This is a genomic window from Leptospira congkakensis, from assembly GCF_004770265.1.
Taxonomy (GTDB): Bacteria; Spirochaetota; Leptospiria; order Leptospirales; family Leptospiraceae; genus Leptospira_A; species Leptospira_A congkakensis.
In genome coordinates, this window is sequence record NZ_RQGQ01000004.1 from 722,934 (window position 1) to 739,674 (window position 16,741).

19 protein-coding genes and 1 tRNA gene are annotated in these 16,741 nt (G+C 37.2%); 12 read left to right on the forward strand and 8 right to left on the reverse strand.

All coding sequences use genetic code 11. The features are described 5' to 3' along the window. Positions 1-16: 16 nt before the first annotated feature. From EHQ70_RS04500 to EHQ70_RS04505, 3 genes are read right to left on the reverse strand one after another with little or no spacing between them, the layout of a single operon-like run. A complete protein-coding gene (locus EHQ70_RS04500) occupies positions 17-442 on the reverse strand; it encodes a hypothetical protein (RefSeq protein ID WP_135583888.1) in 426 nt (141 codons plus the stop codon). Between the two features lie 49 nt (positions 443-491). Beyond that, entirely contained in the window at positions 492-647 is a 156-nt protein-coding gene (locus tag EHQ70_RS18565) for a hypothetical protein (RefSeq protein ID WP_167481688.1), read from the reverse strand. A gap of 56 nt (positions 648-703) precedes the next feature. Next, positions 704-1,897, reverse strand: a complete 1,194-nt coding sequence (locus tag EHQ70_RS04505; protein WP_135584353.1) for an aminotransferase-like domain-containing protein — start codon at positions 1,895-1,897, stop codon at positions 704-706. Between the two features lie 73 nt (positions 1,898-1,970). Between EHQ70_RS04505 and EHQ70_RS04510 the strand changes: the two genes are divergently transcribed. Then, the gene (locus EHQ70_RS04510; RefSeq protein ID WP_135583890.1) at positions 1,971-3,377 is read left to right on the forward strand and encodes an aminotransferase-like domain-containing protein; all 1,407 of its coding nucleotides are present in this window, start codon (positions 1,971-1,973) and stop codon (positions 3,375-3,377) included. 50 nt (positions 3,378-3,427) lie between these two features. Continuing rightward, positions 3,428-3,685 carry a hypothetical protein gene (locus EHQ70_RS04515; RefSeq protein ID WP_039937811.1) on the forward strand — a complete coding sequence of 86 codons (258 nt, stop codon included), beginning with the start codon at positions 3,428-3,430 and terminating at the stop codon, positions 3,683-3,685. A gap of 7 nt (positions 3,686-3,692) precedes the next feature. On the opposite strand, the gene EHQ70_RS04520 is transcribed toward EHQ70_RS04515, so the two are convergent. After that, positions 3,693-3,765: transfer RNA gene (locus EHQ70_RS04520), tRNA-Phe, on the reverse strand. Between the two features lie 70 nt (positions 3,766-3,835). Between EHQ70_RS04520 and EHQ70_RS04525 the strand changes: the two genes are divergently transcribed. The 6 genes from EHQ70_RS04525 to EHQ70_RS04550 all read left to right on the forward strand — a co-directional run bounded on the left by EHQ70_RS04525 (position 3,836) and on the right by EHQ70_RS04550 (position 8,971). Beyond that, complete coding sequence (locus EHQ70_RS04525) at positions 3,836-4,774, forward strand: alpha/beta fold hydrolase (RefSeq protein ID WP_135583892.1); 939 nt, start codon at positions 3,836-3,838, stop codon at positions 4,772-4,774. A gap of 82 nt (positions 4,775-4,856) precedes the next feature. After that, complete coding sequence (gene coaE, locus EHQ70_RS04530) at positions 4,857-5,477, forward strand: dephospho-CoA kinase (RefSeq protein WP_135583894.1); 621 nt, start codon at positions 4,857-4,859, stop codon at positions 5,475-5,477. Beyond that, the gene (locus EHQ70_RS04535; RefSeq protein ID WP_135583895.1) at positions 5,474-6,256 is read left to right on the forward strand and encodes an SPOR domain-containing protein; all 783 of its coding nucleotides are present in this window, start codon (positions 5,474-5,476) and stop codon (positions 6,254-6,256) included. The genes coaE and EHQ70_RS04535 overlap by 4 nt, the downstream gene beginning before the upstream one ends. A gap of 134 nt (positions 6,257-6,390) precedes the next feature. Continuing rightward, complete coding sequence (locus tag EHQ70_RS04540; protein ID WP_135583897.1) at positions 6,391-6,786, forward strand: DUF2452 domain-containing protein; 396 nt, start codon at positions 6,391-6,393, stop codon at positions 6,784-6,786. A gap of 48 nt (positions 6,787-6,834) precedes the next feature. Continuing rightward, positions 6,835-7,521 (forward strand): VanW family protein, encoded by a 687-nt coding sequence (locus EHQ70_RS04545; protein WP_341867404.1) that lies wholly within the window; start codon positions 6,835-6,837, stop codon positions 7,519-7,521. Next, positions 7,478-8,971 carry a hypothetical protein gene (locus EHQ70_RS04550; protein ID WP_135583900.1) on the forward strand — a complete coding sequence of 498 codons (1,494 nt, stop codon included), beginning with the start codon at positions 7,478-7,480 and terminating at the stop codon, positions 8,969-8,971. The genes EHQ70_RS04545 and EHQ70_RS04550 overlap by 44 nt, the downstream gene beginning before the upstream one ends. On the opposite strand, the gene EHQ70_RS04555 is transcribed toward EHQ70_RS04550, so the two are convergent. Together EHQ70_RS04555 and EHQ70_RS04560 are read right to left on the reverse strand one after the other, a co-directional pair. Then, positions 8,946-9,704, reverse strand: a complete 759-nt coding sequence (locus EHQ70_RS04555; RefSeq protein ID WP_135583902.1) for an SH3 domain-containing protein — start codon at positions 9,702-9,704, stop codon at positions 8,946-8,948. The genes EHQ70_RS04550 and EHQ70_RS04555 overlap by 26 nt on opposite strands. Before the next feature lie 110 nt (positions 9,705-9,814). Next, positions 9,815-10,216, reverse strand: a complete 402-nt coding sequence (locus tag EHQ70_RS04560) for a YidB family protein (RefSeq protein ID WP_135584355.1) — start codon at positions 10,214-10,216, stop codon at positions 9,815-9,817. Positions 10,217-10,492: 276 nt separating this feature from the next. Between EHQ70_RS04560 and EHQ70_RS04565 the strand changes: the two genes are divergently transcribed. Together EHQ70_RS04565 and EHQ70_RS04570 are read left to right on the forward strand one after the other, a co-directional pair. Further along, positions 10,493-11,056: a dihydrofolate reductase family protein gene (locus EHQ70_RS04565; RefSeq protein ID WP_135583904.1), complete on the forward strand. Its 564-nt coding sequence runs from the start codon at positions 10,493-10,495 to the stop codon at positions 11,054-11,056. A 61-nt stretch (positions 11,057-11,117) separates the two neighbouring features. Next, positions 11,118-13,025, forward strand: a complete 1,908-nt coding sequence (locus EHQ70_RS04570; RefSeq protein WP_135583906.1) for an FG-GAP-like repeat-containing protein — start codon at positions 11,118-11,120, stop codon at positions 13,023-13,025. A gap of 220 nt (positions 13,026-13,245) precedes the next feature. Here EHQ70_RS04570 and EHQ70_RS04575 read toward each other — a convergent pair whose 3' ends face one another. Beyond that, positions 13,246-13,737 carry a VOC family protein gene (locus EHQ70_RS04575; protein WP_135583908.1) on the reverse strand — a complete coding sequence of 164 codons (492 nt, stop codon included), beginning with the start codon at positions 13,735-13,737 and terminating at the stop codon, positions 13,246-13,248. Positions 13,738-14,277: 540 nt separating this feature from the next. On the opposite strand from EHQ70_RS04575, the gene EHQ70_RS04585 reads away from it, so the two are divergent. Then, positions 14,278-14,706, forward strand: coding sequence for a hypothetical protein (locus EHQ70_RS04585; RefSeq protein ID WP_135583912.1), 429 nt, complete (start codon positions 14,278-14,280; stop codon positions 14,704-14,706). Continuing rightward, positions 14,706-15,644 (forward strand): hypothetical protein, encoded by a 939-nt coding sequence (locus EHQ70_RS04590; RefSeq protein ID WP_135583914.1) that lies wholly within the window; start codon positions 14,706-14,708, stop codon positions 15,642-15,644. Before EHQ70_RS04585 ends, EHQ70_RS04590 begins: the two co-directional genes overlap by 1 nt. 52 nt (positions 15,645-15,696) lie before the next feature. Here the strand turns inward: EHQ70_RS04590 and EHQ70_RS04595 are convergent, their stop codons facing one another. After that, entirely contained in the window at positions 15,697-16,239 is a 543-nt protein-coding gene (locus tag EHQ70_RS04595) for a hypothetical protein (RefSeq protein WP_135583916.1), read from the reverse strand. Positions 16,240-16,741 lie beyond the last annotated feature (502 nt).

Sequence of the window (16,741 nt, forward strand, 5' to 3'; positions counted from 1 at the left end):
ATTCGCGTTCCTTTATTTATTTTTTTAAGTAAAGATTGTCCACGCCATTCTTTTCAAATTCAGCATCATACTTTTCAGCTTCTTTCCCTACTTTGTTTTCGTAGTCTTCTGGACTGAGAGCTTCAAGATCTTTTACTGATACCTTTTGTTCCAAATCTCTTTGTGCAAGTTCAGTAGAAAGGTCTGTCCAGAATATATCATCGTTATAAGGTTCGATATAAGACTCGAATACTTCTTGGAAGTATTCTTCTGAAATGGTATAAAGTCCATTTTCAGAAACGATGGGGCTTTCCGTTCCAGTCGAAAGTTTTTTTAGGAGTGATTGGATGAATTCGTCCACAGAAGGATCTGTTTCTTCATGAGGAGAATTGCTAACCCATTCGAATACTGCAAGTGCATTCAAAAGGTGTTTTGTTTCTTGGGGATTCAGATCTAAATTCATGATTACCTACTTTGTTTCCATAGAAGTAATCATCCTCCGCTGAGGCAAATCAAAGAATGACTGTAGATCTGTTTTCCTTATAGTTTTGATACATTTGATCGACAAGAAGACGAAAACTAGGATCTTCTTTCAGAATTTCTAATTTTTCTTCCAAACTCAAAATGGAAAACTTAGGATACAAAGCTTTGGAGACTGCAGGCTTCATACCTAAGTAGTAAACAAACGAATAGTAATGTCAAGAAAAAAAACACTAAACAAACGTCACGTATTTATGTCCCGATAAACCTCTGCGATTCGCTTCACTCCCACCTCCATTGTTTCATCCGAAAGAAAACTAAAGTTCATTCGAAAAAAAGAGGAAGATCGACTTGCGGGAGAAAACTCACTCCCTGGAACCATCGCCACTCCATTCTCTAGGCATCGTCTCATAAGTTCTTTAGAAGATACCTTGGGATATTCCACCCAAAGAAACATCCCACCTTCAGGATGAGAAAACTTAGCTTCGGGAAGATACTTACCAAGTAATGAAACCAAATTATCTTTTTTGTCCTGATAAAAACTTTGGATGGAACGTAGATGAGTTTGAAAATCCATTTCTTCCAAAAGTTTAGAAACAACTACTTGGGAAAATTGATTGGAATTTAGATCGTTTCCTTGTTTGACCGCAGTGAATAAATTTTTGTAAGGATCGGGAATTTGAACCCATCCCAAACGAAAACCAGGAGATACAATTTTAGAAAAGCTTCCAAGAACAAAGGTTAGGTCATTTCTTTTACGGAATGAACTAACAGAAGGATATACTTTTCCTTCAAAGTCTAAATACCGATACGCCTCATCTTCAATGAAGATAATTTCCTTGGTATCCAGTAAGTTTGCAATTTTAACTCTTTTTTCCAAAGACCAAGTATAAGTAGAAGGATTTTGGTAAGAAGGGTTCGCATAAAAAACATGAATTTTATTTTGAGATAAAATTTCTTCCAACCAGTAAAGATTTGGACCATCTGGTTCCATAGGTACACTAAAAAAATTGGGATGGTATGGAGAAAATGCCTGTAAGGCACCCAAATACACTGGGTCTTCCAATAACACATTGGTATCGGAATCCATAAATATCTTTCCTAAAATGTCCAAACCTTGTTGGGAACCATGTGTGATGGATATTGAACTAGATGAAACCCAAGGTAGATCTGTTAACGTTTCTGCAATTTGGATTCGTAAAGGTTCATATCCAGACGAATCTCCATATTGTAAAGCAGTCGAACAATTGTTTTGGATAACAGACTCCATCACAGAGCTTAAAACTTCTTTCGGAAATAAACTGGGATTTGGAAGTCCTCCAGCAAAGGAAAGGATATCCGAGTTTTCTACCGTTAATTTTAAAATTTCGCGAATGACAGAAGTCCGAACATAAGAAGTTCGTTTCGCTGAAAAAATAGTTGGCAGTTCCGTTTCCATAGTAATAGAATAACAAAAAGAACCGCAACTGTCCATATACAGTTTATAGTATCTATTAGGATACAGTTATCTTATGACAAAATACAAACAACTTGCCGAAGATTTAAAAAAAGAAATCCAATCAGGGTATTATTCTGAAAAAGAAAGAATCCCTTCCCTTCGGGAAATTCAAAATTTGAAATCCTGTAGTCTCACCACAGCCAAAGAAGCTTACCGAATTTTAGAAGAAGAAGGATATATTTATGTAGTTCCTCAGTCCGGATACTTTGTACATCCAAATATCAGTTCCGTCATTTCTGGGCCTCAAAACGAATTTTATCCAGCTGTAGAAGCTGATGATCGGATCCAACAAATTATGCGAACCGTAATGGATCCAAAACTTATCTCTTTTGGAGCAGCAATTCCTTCTGATTTTTATCTACCACTGGGAGGGATCGTTTCCTCTTTTAAAAAAGCACTCCAATACAAAGAGATTTTTTCTTATGGGGACTTACAAGGAAACTCCGGGCTTAGAGATTGGATAAGTAAACGAATCTCATTCCAAGGTTACAGGGTAAACTCGGAACAAATTCAAATCACCAGTGGATGTACAGAATCCATTACATTTTCTTTACTCAGTGTCACAGAACCAGGCGACACAGTCATAGTCCCCTCACCGATTTACGTTGGTTTATTTCAAATTTTAGAAACCCTAAAACTTAAAGTAGTAGAAATTCCCTATCGAAAAGAGGAAGGAATCTCTGCGGATGAATATGAAAAACTAATCAAACGCCATAAACCAAAAGTGTTTTTATTCTCGGCTAACTTCAATAATCCGAATGGAATTTTGATGAGTGAAACTTCCAAACAAAGTTTGGCAAAAATTTCCTATTTATATGGAATCCACTTGGTAGAAGATGATATCTATGGAGATTTGTATTTTTGGGGAACTAGGCCAAAACCTTTAGTGAGTTATTTTCCTCAAGAACCTAAAGGTCCGAAGTCTTATCTTTGTTCTTCGTTTTCAAAAACACTAGCCCCTGGTCTTAGAATCGGTTGGGTAGCCTCCAAAACGGGCATTCGTGAACTTTCCAAACGAACAAGAGCCTATAAAATTTCAGAAAATAATCCTACCCAAATGGCAGTCCTTCAATTTTTGAAATTACAAACATTCGAAAGGCATTTAAAATTCTTACGATCGGAGTATAAAAAACTCACGGAAGAATATTTTAAACTTTTGTCCTTTTACAGCGAGGGTATTCTTGAAATTCAAAAACCAGAGGGAGGATTCGTATTGTGGATCAAATCACCGTTAGATGGTGATAAACTATTAATTGAATCCAAAAAAATCGGAATGGCCATTGCACCTGGTTCTCTTTTTGGACTTTCCAAACATTGGGACAGTCATTTTCGCTTGAATGTATCAGTTGGTTTTTCACCCAAAATTAAAGAGAAACTCATTCAGTTCTCTAGGATATTCTTAAAAAAACGAAAAACTTAAATAACAAGTTTTTGGTTGCAAGAAGAGGAACGAGAAACAAGGTCTATACTATGTCAGAAAACACACGCAAATATCTGGAAACTTCACAAATCATTCCCTCAAAAGGAATGTCTTACACTATGTATGAAATAGAAGGCCAAGATACAATTTTACGAATGCTCACCTTTATCCCAGACAATGACGAGATTCATATTTATCCAAAACCACCGGTAAAAAAACTCTATAAGCCAGAACTTTGTAAGAAGGTAGAAGAGAATGAATTTTTAGGTCTTTGGACGATGGGAGAAGAGAGAAAGGCTGGAAATTAGGCAACCGTGGCCCCGGACAGAATCGAACTGCCGACACGAGGATTTTCAGTCCTCTGCTCTACCGACTGAGCTACAGGGCCTTCGGTTACGACCAAGGTATTTTTCCAGATCCCTCTGTCAACGAACCTTTATATTTTTTGTGAGGACACAATGAAAACCTACGGGAAACCATTTACCACCATCATCCTATCGATTTTTTTATTTGCGAATTGTACGTCGACCCTTCACAAAACAGGAATTAGCCTAGAAAGATACAGATCGAATTTAAAATCAAAATCTGTTTTAATCGATGGACTGAATTGGAATTATACAGAAAAACCTGGCGAAGCCGAAACCTTAGTCGTGGTACACGGCTTTGGTGGAGATAAAGACCACTGGACTAGATTTTCTAGGCACCTACCCGAAGGTATCCGAGTGATTGCTCCCGACCTTCCTGGATTTGGCGAATCTGACAAACCAGAAGGATTAAGCTACACACAAGAAGCCCAGGCCGATAGACTTTATTCATTCACGGAAAACTTAGGATTAAAAGAATTTCATATCGCGGGGAATTCGATGGGTGGGGGAATTGCCGGAATCTTTGCTGCCAAATATCCAAAAAAAGTAAAATCTTTGATTCTATTTGATAACGCTGGAATCAAAAGCCCTACTCCAAGCGAAATGCAATTGATTGATAAACAAGGAAAACCAAGCCCACTCCTTGTCACAAGCCCCGAAGACTTTGATCGGTTACTCGCATTTACCTTTGTCAAACCACCTTACCTACCTTCGTTTTTAAAATCTTACTTTGCCAATAAAAGTTTTGCGAACAGAGATTGGAATGCATCCATCCTCAAACAAATCAGAAAAGAAGGTTATTTCCTGGAAACAAAACTGGATACGATCCAAGCACCCACCATTGTGATTTGGGGAAAAGAAGACAAGGTCATCCATTATACAGTAATGGATGTTTTAAAAAAGAAAATGAAAACAAAACTAGAAACGGTTCTTCTGGAAAATATGGGCCATGCACCCATGATCGAAGATCCAAAATTGTCCGCCAAACTTGTACAAGACTGGATTTACAATTTACAAACTTCAAAAAACTAAGCTCCAAATACTTTAGTATTTTTTTTCTAATTTAGCACAAAAAAATACTTGTACTTTCACGGGTTTTTTATGTTATAAACCCGTGACTCCAAAACATAACAACAAAACTCTGATCGGAATTACCGGATCCATTGGATCAGGAAAATCCACTGTACTTGCTATGTTTGGTGAGTTGGGAGCCGAAACCATTAGTTCCGACTCCATCGCACGTGGATTCACAGAACCCAATAGCCCAGTTCTACCAGAACTCGTAAAAATTTTTGGACCATCCATCCTAGATGAAAACGGGGTACCCATTCGGGCAAAAATTGCAGAATTAGCATTTTCCGACAAATCAAAGCTAAATGCTATGAACGAACTCCTACACCCCATGATCCGCAAAACCTTTCACGAATTTCTGGGTTCCAGAAAAGAAGGAAGCATCGTTGCTTGGGAAGTCCCCCTTTTATTCGAAACAGATGCTCACACCCTCTGCGACTTTACTGTCACCGTTGCGGTAAGTCCCGAAGTGGCCTGGGAAAGAGTGCAATCACGCGGCGGGATGGATTACGTGGATTTTCAAAAACGGAATCATTCCCAAATGGATTTAGAGAAAAAAAAGTCTCTCTCCGATTTTGTCGTAACGAACGATAATCAAAGGGAAAAGTTAAAAGAACAAATTGTCATCATAGATTCAGAAATCAAAAAAAGGATTAAAAAATGAAAGAAAGAGTATTTTACGTAATCAACTTAGATAAACAAAGAATTGGAGTTTTATCCCTCTTTCTTTTTGCCTTATTTTTTTCGATTTTCTTTTTAGGAGTTTCTGTTGGGAAAGGAAAAACGGAAGAAACTTTAACTCGCGCTAAGGCCTTGGAAACAATCCCAACAAACACAGAGGTAAGCGATCAATCCATTCCGGCACCAACAGGGACAAATGGAACAGAAGTTACCGCTGGAACGAATGTAGCCTCTGCCCTGGTCCAAGGAACCAAAACAAAGGAACAAACAAATCTCTCCCAAGAGATTCCGATGGCAGATGTAGGAAACAATCCTTACTTTGTGGAAACTTCAACTGCCAAAGATGAAGAAGATGAGAAAAAACAACAAGTTGTGGATTTAACCAAACGTTCTGAAAAAAAAGTTTCCGCAAACAAAGCGGAAAGTTTCAAAAATTTAGCGCCTACGTCTAAACCATCCAAATCACAAAAAACTAATTCTCAAGTTGTGAGTTCATCTAAATCGGAAGGAAAACAATTTACTGTGCAGCTAGCGGCTTTCACTAGCAGACAGTCAGCGGAAACATTTTTATCCCAACTAAAATCGGATAACCATGGTAAGTTGCCTGCAAAAACATTCATAGTTGTGAAAAATGGATTCTTTGTAGTCCAAATGGGAAAATCCAAAGACAAAGGAACTCTTTCCAAGGCTCTTTCTAAAACTTCCATGCCGAAAGAAATCAAATCTAAAGCTATGGTTGTGAGTTACCAACCGCTATCTTAAAAATAGAGATCGTCAAAAACCTTGGCCTTCGGCTTTCCTAAGTGATTTTAGGAAGGCCTTTTTCTATCTAACCCCAATTTTCGATTCGGAAATTCATTGCAAATTTAAAAATTGACGATTCTCTAATCCTTAGAATGGAAACACAGGAAACACCCCATCATAGCCTTACTTATGGTACCAGTAGGCTTGCACCAAGTATCAGTCTTGTGGATCGCGCTAAAGAAATCGAACTTGCAGAAGAGTCGGTGCAACTACATTTACATGGAAAACTAGAGGTCATTGCAAACCAAATCCGCCGTTTGAAAGAAGAAGCTGAACTCATTCTCAAACGTGCAGAAAAAGATATTGAACTACACAAAGCTCGTTGCCAGTTTGAAAAAAAACCAGGACAAACCATACATTTGTATGAAAAAGAAAGTGGTTCTTATTTTTCCCTTCTTTCTCCAAACGACTGGGGCAACCACCCTCCCCACCCTTACAAGGGCTCTTATATCATGAATCCAGACCGAAGTTTCACAGAAGTTTTTTGAATTCTTTGGATTAACATTCTAACTTTGATTCCATCCATGAAACTAAAAATGAAAACCTTTCAAAGATGGATCTGTGCCATCCTAAAAGGAGATTATTTTTTGTTTGGATTAAAACCGGTATCCAAAAGTAAATCCAATTGGTCTCTTGAAACGGTACTCACACTTCCTATATTAGAATCACCTATGAAGGAAGGAAAACTCCAAAACCTTCAGATTGCTATTAACAAAATAAACGAACGCGTGTTAGATCCAGGTAGAATTTTCTCTTTTTGGAATGAAATCGGAAACCCAACTGCTCCTAAAGGTTACACGGAAGGGCGGGTGATCCGCAATGGAATGGTAAGTTCAGAAGTAGCAGGCGGTCTTTGCCAATTGTCAGGGATCATTTATTATCTATCCTTAGAACTGGGTCTCCAAATTTTAGAACGTTTCCCTCACAGTCGTGATTTGTATAACGAAGAAACTAGATTCACCCCACTGGGAACCGATGCTTCTGTGGTCTATCCTTCAAAAGATTTACGAATCAAAAACACATATCCCTTTCCTCTATTTTTTTCTTGGGAATTAAAAACATCCGAACTAACTTTTCGCATCAAAAGCCCCGAACCCATCAAACGAAACAAATTACATTTCCAACAAACAACAAAAAATGGATTTTCGAACGTCCAGGTCTTTATAGAATCAAAAGAACATGGCGAACTCGTTCTTTGTTCTTCCGATGATTACCGATTATAAAAAGAAAGTTTTACTTCTAGGATTTTTTATTTTCCTAGTAACGTTACAACTCATAGTCCAACTGAGTTCTACTTTTGCCTTCGGGGCTGATGGATACTACTATGCGGCTCAAGTCAATTCCTACATTACCAAAGGAAGGTTCTTTAGTCCAGATGCCTCACCTATTTTATATGGACTTGTTTATTTTTCAAAATTAGGAACCAATATTGTTGTAACAAACAAAGTATTTGTTTCTTTACTTGTTGGATTTTTATTCCTAGCAGGATACCGATTAGCCGTCCATTTGACAAACCAAGTTTCCACATCCTTACTATTTGGACTTATTTTAGTTTCCTCGTCCTTTCTCCCCCATTTTAGTTTTAACTTTATCAAAAACTTAGGCGGAATTTTATTCTTTGTTCTGTTTTTAACAGAAATTTTGATTTTGGAAAAAATGGGAAACCAAAGAAAACCCATACATTACTTAAGACTGGTTTTCATTTTTGGTTTGGTATTTTTAAGCCATAAAATCACTGCAGGGATCGCTCTTTGTTTTTTGATTCCTTGGATTCTAAAACAAGTTCGGTTTCAGAAACTTTATGGGATTTATTTTGCCATTGGAATTGCTATCCTTTTGCTCGGGCTAACGATTATTTTTCCTAACCTCCTTCACTGGGAAGATCTAAAGACGATCCTCTTTGAAGAATCTAAGTTTCAATTTTTATCTCCCTTTTATCAATATACCAAACTTTATCCAGAATTTGCCTTAGAACAAATTTTATTCTTTTTATCTCCGATCTTTTATCTTTTTACGAGATCCAAACTGGAACACTTTCAAAAATCCTTTTACGACAAACTGGTTGTATTATATTTTTTATTATCACTTCCTATCTTTAGTTATACAGCATTTAGTTTTCCCTTTCGAATGTTCCTTTTAATTTTTATTCCAGGAACAATTCTCATAATTCCTAGTTTGACCAGAATCAAATCAAAGTGGATGGTCACTCTACTCTGTGTTTTGATTCTCCCTTATCAGTATTTTACAATGAACCGCGGGAAAGAATTCAACAACCAAGATTATAAACTTTATTCAATTTTACTTCCTTTGTTCCAATTTCCCAAAGACACTCTCATCATTGTTCACCAAGGATTTGATTATTTTATTTGTTATCATAAAGCAGGAGATGCTTTCCATTTTTTACCGGAAGAAAAACATAAAAATCGACCCCTCTACAGGATCGCGTATGGAGTCTCCGCCGAAGAATATAAAACCAATTTATCGAAAGATACAAAGATACAATATTTGCCTGGTTTTTATTCTGTTTTGGAGGAAAAACATTGGCAGGAGTTTTTAAACAAGATTCCTGCCGAATCTAAAAAAAGAATTTTGGATTGGAAAAATCCAAACACACATCGAACGAATACGATGTTAAGGAATGAATCCTTTAAGGAGAAGAGTAAGAAGATTTAGTAAAAGCATATTCCGTTTTGCAAGCAGAATCTATTTCTTTTTTCTCTTTTAATAACGAGAGTTTGTCGTTACAAACATAAAAATACAAATCCAGTTTTCCCGCAACTGGGTATGTACTAAGAGAAACCAAATGTTCATCCGAATCGGAATATCCGAAATAGGCATTGTTGTAAGCAGTTCTTTCTTCCTCTGTTTGTGGGAATTGGATGAAAATGGAAGGACGGACCAATCTCGATTTTGTATCCAAAACCAAATGGTCGGAATATACATCAAACACTCCCTCTAGTTTTTCACTAATGCCAGAGTATTGATTAAATTCACGGTAAATAAAACTTTCTCCATCAAACTCAATTGTATGGGAACAGTCCAATCGATCTGGAATGGTACAAAAAACAAAATTTCCTTGAACGGCAGCAATCATGGCCTCCCGAGATTCCACTTTCGTAATGGAAAGATACCCACCAAACACCCAACCGGTGATTGTAGGCGATTGCACTCGGTACCAATAAGCAGAAATCCCATCAATTTCCACATCCTTTTCCGAACGTTCCAAAACCTTAACCTGGTCTCCCAGTTTTAGTTTTCCCACTTTTTCTCCATCGAGTGTCGGAGTTTTCCGAGCATTCAGAACCGTTGCAGAAATAAATGCATTTTGACCGATTTCAATCGTAGGTGTTTTTTTACATTGAAACAAAACCAAGGAAGTTAAGAAAACTAAGAACAATTTCTTCATGGAAGGAAGAATTTTTTTCAAAAGTAAATTTGGCAAGACAAATTGTATGGGGGTTTGGAGGGAAATACCACCTAATTTTTCATAGGTGGGTATAAAATAATGTTTCCACTTTATTTTGTAAATAGAGAAGCTAAAGAGGAAAGTTGTGAAGTAAGATCTCCACTTGGTTCTTTTCCGTCTGGGGAAAGTTTATCAATCACCATTGGTAATAAATTTCCAATAAGACCTGCTGTGGCTTCAGAATCCAAACCCACTTTTCCTGCGAGTTCCTTAACGGAATCACTCCCCAAAACTTTCATTACATCGGCGGCACCAATGTTCACATTGTCTCCAGTTCCTACCCAGGAGGATGCGGCTTCTGCAAAACCCTTGTCTTTAAACTTTTGGACAATTCCAGAAACTCCACCATTCTCTTCTATGATCTTTTGTATCCCAGAAACCACTTGTGGATTGTTTTGTACTAGCTCTACTGCCTGAGCTGCGACGGCTTTCAAACTTTCAAAAAAACTCATGCGAAAGATCATGACTTAAAAAATACAAAAGAAAAGATATTTTCTTAGATTCTATTTTTTATTTACCTAATTTTCTTGAAAGGATTCTCCTAAAAAATCCAAGATTTTTCCTAAAAGACATCGAAACATTTTTTAAAAAACGAAGTGAGCTAAAAACATCATTATGTTAATTTTTTATAGACTAAACTCAGATTTGTAAATAACTTTCAAACCATTCTATACTGAAACTAAAATGTAACTTAAGTTTATTTCGAAAATATACATTAGGAAAAACTGATGAAAACCCAAGGATCTTTATCTGCATTTTTATTTTTATCCCTCGATGGATTTTATAAAGGGGAAAACGAAGATATCTCCTGGCATTCCCATGGCCCCGAAGAATCCCAATTTTCAGAAGATAACTTAAATTCAGGAAACACTTTGGTTTTTGGGAAACGGACTTTTCTGATGATGGAATCATTTTGGACAAGCAAAGATGCCTTCCAATTATTCCCGATTGTCGCAGAACAAATGCAAAATGTTCAGAAACTAGTCATCTCGCATTCACAAATTGAGACGACTTGGAACCATACGAAAGTGCTAACACCCAATGGAATCGAGGAAATACGAAATTTAAAAGCAAAAGGATTGCATATGACAATCCTAGGTAGTGGACAAGTTGTCCGTCAGTGTTCGGAAATGGGTCTTCTTAACCATTACTCACTGATGATTGACCCCATTGCCATTGGAAAAGGAGAATCTTTATTTGGTGGATTAAAATCCAATCAAGTCTTAGAACTCGAATCGACAAGAACCTTTGCTAGCGGCTCTGTGCTTCTCAATTATAAAAAATCCATATAATAATAAATTATTGCGCTCCGGCTCCGCAAACCTAACATCAACACAATGTTAGGCTTTCTAAATGACGGGATTTAAAACATTCATTCAAAAATGGAACCCCGGTCTTCGGTTTCTAGCATTCGTTATCTCCTTTAGCTTCCTCGGTTGTTGGACAAACCCTCTCACCCACCCACCGATTGAATGTTTGATGAAGTCATCCAATTTCCTCTGCCCTGACAATGACCTTCTGAAAAAGTGGTCTCCCTATGTATATTTGGCCTTACTTCCTGAGTCAACGGTTACCATCTCCAACCTAACCAACCACTCTATCGTCGAAACAGGGTTTGTTGTGGGAACCGTGCCCCAGGGCATAACTTTTGTGAATGTTGGAATTGATGGGGCACCACCCATCCAAGTGCCAGTGGTCAACGGAACCTGGCGATACGCACTTCCTGCAAAAGCGGTTACTGGTACTTTTTGGACCTATGGCAGCCTTCATACCATCTATGCCCACATTCCTTACGAAAGATCCAATACCATCCAAGTGCGTAAAGGAACGAATCATGATACGGATGGAGATGGGTATCCCGATTTGATTGTATCGGCGACGCCTGCCAATAATGTCCAAGGATATGGTTATGTGTACAGAATTAACTCCTTAACCAAACAACTAAGGACAACGCCTGATTCAACACTGACTGATGGCCAACTTACGGATACCTATTTCGGAAGTCGCATCGGATCGGGGGACTTTAATGGAGATGGGTATGCGGATGTTTTAATTGGTGCTCAAGCTTATAATTTTACGACAGGAAGAGCTTATTTATTTTTAAGCCAAGGTCAGTCAGGAATTCCTTCTCAAAATCTAAATGCAGGCGGATCAGCAGATGCGATTCTCGATGGAGTGACAGGTGGTGGAAGATTTGGAACCAATATCATCGGAGCTGATATCAATAACGACGGTTATGATGATGGGATATTTGCATCGCCTTGGGAAAACGAATTATTTATTTTCTATAGCCAGGGCACAAATGGAATCTCATCGCAAAACACGAATTCAGCGAATTTTGTTTTTAAAAATCCTGCGACTGTTCCTAATCCAGATGATAATTTTGGCTCTCTTGCCTATACAGGAGATGTGAATGGAGATGGTTTTCTAGACCTTGTTGTCAGTGCAGCAACATACTCCCTAAATAGGGGAAGGATTTATATTTTTATTTCCAATCAAGGATCATTGCCAACAACCCCACAACAAATTCTAGTTGCTCCACTGGAACCTTCCCCTGGTTGTGCAGCTGGTCTTGGTTGTCTTTTTGGAGCAAGTTTTGTATTGGATTATTTTAATTCCGATCGTTGTATCGATCTCGCTGTAGGTGGACCAAACTTCAATTCAAGACAAGGCATTGTATTTGTATACCTTTCTACTTGTGATTCAACAATCCCCTATCCAAATCCACCAGTGGCGACACTGATCGGCCCACCCACAACAAGTTGTAACAGTACTAATTGTTCTTTCGGAGGAAACCTAGCATCCGGCGACACAAATGGCGATGGATTGCCCGATCTTTTAATTGGAGCCACAGGTGCTAGTTCGGGAATTGGTGACGTTTACTTATTGTTAAATGATCCAATTACCGGATTTCGCAATATGAACCTAAGTGCAGGGGGATCTGCCGATAGTTTATTTTCTGGTTCGAATGCTGGTAGCAATTTTTCTATGGGTTTAACATTCCAAGACACTAATGCAGATGGGCTCCAAGACATCGTGATCTCGGAACCATTGACCGCCAATCGAGTGTATACCTTTCATAGCATTCGGGGCGGTGTACCAGCGAGCCAAAACTTATTTAACGGTGGAGTGACAAGCCAAACTCTTTCCCCACCAGCAGGGACTTCTTTGGGGAATACGATTGCTGAATTGAGAATCAAAGCAGAGGGTTATCTTTGGGCATTTTTGACGAAGACAAAGAAGTATTTGGGAATTATCTAATTTTATAAATAAATACACATTTTTTCCGGGGGCACCTCGCCATCGTTTGGTGAACCAAAATCCACAGAGTATGCGACCGCGCTATCCGCTTCAATCTTTTGCTTTGCAAAAGGATTTCCGCTCTTATCGCTGGTGCAGGGAATCAAACTAAAACAACATTAAATTCTAAACCAAACAAAATCTAACACGGCAAAGATTTGATTCCCCATTCCTTGAAATCTTATTTTGCTGAATGGAAACCGATCTTAGTTCCTTCCGTATCAATGATGAATGCGTAATATCCCATCTCTGGACTAATCAAAGTTTTTGGGAGAACGATCTTTCCTCCATTTTTTTCCACTTTGTCTAAAGCAGGCTGCAAATCATCCCCCAGATTCAGATAAACCATGATTCCATTCTTTGTGGGAGTATAGTCCTTTCCTTTGACTAAAACTACACTCACAGAGTTTTCATCGGCTGGGATCACACCAAGTTCTGTATCCTCCATAGCCATCTTCTCTATGGAAACATTTAAGATCGTTTGATAGAACTTGATGGCCCTATCCATATTCGAAACAGGAATCTCCACAATCGATATTGTATTTTTCATACTTTTACTAGTTTCCTTTGGATTACTTTCTGTCTGCGTAGAATCTAAGTTTGAATTTGTTTCTTTTTTACATCCAATGAAACCCAACCCAAACATCACTAAAATCAAAATTACCTTTTTCATTTTCGCTCCAAAACTTGATTAAGTTAGTATATAATTGATGATGAAATACAATTCAAAAAAGACAGCTCATTCATTTTCGTAAAACAAAACCATCAAATTATTTACATCATTCCACAAGACATCACAATGCCATTCCTCTGAGGTTCACAAAAGTTTAATTTATTATCATTGATGATCAAACATGTTTGGTATAGTTTCCAGGATTCAGAACAGGCCTTAGAGCCTGAACCTGTTTCCTCTTTGGATTTGCACCCGACTGAGGCCGAAACTGCAATGAGTGACAACATCAACTTGATCGCAAAGATTCTAATACTTTCTTTCATTTCCAATTCACCTAGACCACCAAAATTTTAATTCTATTCTTATATAAACAAATACTGATAAAGAGTCAATCTTTCCATCGATTTTCAATTTCTATCGACAAAAAACAATTTAGGGCATTTTCGTTAGGTGGATTGTAAACAAAACTTTATTTTCAAATCAAAATTATTCGTAGACCAAAGTGAAAAAAATCAAATAAATAGCAAAAAGAAGAATAAAATGACCGTTCCGATTCGTATCGCTTTAGTATCGTTAGTTTGTCTTTTCGCGTGTAGACTTCCCATAGACAATCCAAACACAAGCCTAACAATTTCCAAAAAGGAGACAGAAGACAAAATCGCGGCATACACAATGATCAAAACATTAAGTTGCCAACTGGAAGGATTCCAATCTTATTTATATTCAGAGATTGGGAACGATGAGGATCCAAGCCCTGACAACCAAAACAAAAGTATCTATTACGAAAAAAGAGCCGTGAGTGCTTGTCTCCGAAGTATTCTGGCAATTCCCTGTCCCACATATCCCAAAAACACAACACAGGCGGTTTCCGAAATGGTAGTCCATATCACTGCAAATCGATTGTTAAACTGCACTTTCAAAGTGGCGAATTTTTTCGAATTTGAAAAACCTCTTTATGGAAATTTTTAATGAACAAAAATAGATTAACTTACTTTTTTTTCTTTTTACTCTGCCTTCTTTGGATCGCCAATGATTCCGTTTTCAAAATATTTTTTCCTGGGTGGATCACCGGAAAAATTTCAGATGTTATTGGGCTTACATTCACACCACTCATCTTAACTGGAATTTTTTCTCTTTTTTCCAAAAGAATCAATCCGATTATCTTCTTTTGGTTTTCAATTCTTCTAACAAACATTATCTTTATTTGGATTAACTTATCCCAAGAATCAAATAACAAATTTTATTCATGGATTCATTCTAACGAAACCATGAATTTAGCAGACAAATCCGATTTATTTTTACTACCTCTTACATTTTTTAGTATTTTGATATTCCACAAATTTCGTTTAGTTTTTCAAAAGTCGATTCAAAAGAAAATATACATTCTAATATTACCAATCATTGCCTTAATCAACACATCTCATCCTCAAGGTAGATCCGACTTACGTGACATTTTTTTTCTACTTAATTTAGCTCATGAACAAATCATCCAACTGGAACCGAAAGGAATCGAAGTCACAGGAAACGAATTTACTTTTAAATTCAAGTTTATCGGAAAAAATAATGAAAGTATCCCCGTATCGGTTGAAATTCCCACAGGAGATGCGACCTGTCCAAAACCCGGAGATCCTATAAATGAGAAAGGTAATGGATCAACCATTTACTATGCAGAAGAATATCTTGGCAAATTTCAAAACTATAAAATCGATTTTTCTAAGAGTCAAAATTTTGAAAGTATTGAAAAAACTTCCGATTGCAGTGGGACTGAATGTTCCATCGACTTACAAACCCTAAACCCGGGAACGTATTTCTGGAAAGTTCGCACAAGGTATTTATATCTTTCTAACTGCCAACTCTATTTGGAAAACTTTTTAGTCGCACAAGAGATACATTCCTTTCAAAGATAAGGATTTGGTTCATCCATCGGAAGGCTTGTATCCATAAAAGTGGATAGATCATCTATTCCTTTTTGGCATAAATATCATTCTTGTATGTTATGGTTTTATCATAAAAATCTAACTCAATGTATAAAACGTAATCACCATCAACATCAGAATATACCTTAATAGAGTTAGCTGTATTCTCAACAATATGAAATGGAACCGTATTAATTGGATATACTTTACTCAAACTTGAATCAATGGGGCATCTAGGTGCTTTAAAATATCCGAAATATGTTGCATTTAGTGGCGTATTCGTTGAAGTAATATGTACTATCTGATTTGCTTTTAAAGAAACGGTAATCGTACTAATTGCAGGTTGAGTCCGGAAACCCAAATATAGCTTTTCTGTCGTTAATGTCATATTGGGAGCCGAATAACTCTCTCCCGTTGGCAAATTCACCAAACAGCCTCTACTCACTGCAAAGCCGATCGCACCTAAAAACAAAGTCGTATCATCTTGATTCGATTTTTCCTTTTTATTCAAATCTAATGTATTACCACTACATTGAAAAAGGCAGATTATCATCAAGAAAAAGGAAATCAAATAACGTCGTTTCATACTGCCTGTTAGATCAAAACAAATATTAAAAATCAAGCTATTTTCTTGGTTGATAGAAATAGTGTTAAAAAATCAGATTACTTCGATAAACGAAAATTAGAATATATCAATTTTCTATGTAGAACATATGTTATACCCTTCCGTTTGAATGATCTCACCCAGCAAAACAACTTATCTAAAATATGGTTTAAAAAAAAATCAAAAGAACATTTGGTTGTCTCTTTAAAAGAAGTAAGTTTCGAGAGACAACTTTCAGATGAAAATCAGAAGTAATCGAACTTTAGTATACAATGCAACTGCACATATGGGTTGACAATGGGGGCAATTCAGTGATTGAGGAAATTGTGATCTTGTAAATCAATCATCATTGTCATTTAGAAACTTGAAACTGAATTCGATAGATATTTTATCTTGAGAGGAAGTTACTCCAGGACTTGCCTCTTTCGCTGCAAACACTTCCTGTGTTTGCTACGCTTCGAGGCACGGTGAACGCTCGGCGTTT

Bases quoted from the DNA above. Each gene is read 5' to 3' on its own strand.
- EHQ70_RS04500 (WP_135583888.1), bottom strand. From the start codon at position 442: ATGAATTTAGATCTGAATCCCCAAGAAACAAAACACCTTTTGAATGCA.
- EHQ70_RS18565 (WP_167481688.1), bottom strand. From the start codon at position 647: ATGAAGCCTGCAGTCTCCAAAGCTTTGTATCCTAAGTTTTCCATTTTG.
- EHQ70_RS04505 (WP_135584353.1), bottom strand. From the start codon at position 1,897: ATGGAAACGGAACTGCCAACTATTTTTTCAGCGAAACGAACTTCTTAT.
- EHQ70_RS04510 (WP_135583890.1), top strand. From the start codon at position 1,971: ATGACAAAATACAAACAACTTGCCGAAGATTTAAAAAAAGAAATCCAA.
- EHQ70_RS04515 (WP_039937811.1), top strand. From the start codon at position 3,428: ATGTCAGAAAACACACGCAAATATCTGGAAACTTCACAAATCATTCCC.
- EHQ70_RS04525 (WP_135583892.1), top strand. From the start codon at position 3,836: ATGAAAACCTACGGGAAACCATTTACCACCATCATCCTATCGATTTTT.
- EHQ70_RS04535 (WP_135583895.1), top strand. From the start codon at position 5,474: ATGAAAGAAAGAGTATTTTACGTAATCAACTTAGATAAACAAAGAATT.
- EHQ70_RS04540 (WP_135583897.1), top strand. From the start codon at position 6,391: ATGGAAACACAGGAAACACCCCATCATAGCCTTACTTATGGTACCAGT.
- EHQ70_RS04545 (WP_341867404.1), top strand. From the start codon at position 6,835: ATGAAAACCTTTCAAAGATGGATCTGTGCCATCCTAAAAGGAGATTAT.
- EHQ70_RS04550 (WP_135583900.1), top strand. From the start codon at position 7,478: ATGGCGAACTCGTTCTTTGTTCTTCCGATGATTACCGATTATAAAAAG.
- EHQ70_RS04555 (WP_135583902.1), bottom strand. From the start codon at position 9,704: ATGAAGAAATTGTTCTTAGTTTTCTTAACTTCCTTGGTTTTGTTTCAA.
- EHQ70_RS04560 (WP_135584355.1), bottom strand. From the start codon at position 10,216: ATGAGTTTTTTTGAAAGTTTGAAAGCCGTCGCAGCTCAGGCAGTAGAG.
- EHQ70_RS04565 (WP_135583904.1), top strand. From the start codon at position 10,493: ATGAAAACCCAAGGATCTTTATCTGCATTTTTATTTTTATCCCTCGAT.
- EHQ70_RS04570 (WP_135583906.1), top strand. From the start codon at position 11,118: ATGACGGGATTTAAAACATTCATTCAAAAATGGAACCCCGGTCTTCGG.
- EHQ70_RS04575 (WP_135583908.1), bottom strand. From the start codon at position 13,737: ATGAAAAAGGTAATTTTGATTTTAGTGATGTTTGGGTTGGGTTTCATT.
- EHQ70_RS04585 (WP_135583912.1), top strand. From the start codon at position 14,278: ATGACCGTTCCGATTCGTATCGCTTTAGTATCGTTAGTTTGTCTTTTC.
- EHQ70_RS04590 (WP_135583914.1), top strand. From the start codon at position 14,706: ATGAACAAAAATAGATTAACTTACTTTTTTTTCTTTTTACTCTGCCTT.
- EHQ70_RS04595 (WP_135583916.1), bottom strand. From the start codon at position 16,239: ATGAAACGACGTTATTTGATTTCCTTTTTCTTGATGATAATCTGCCTT.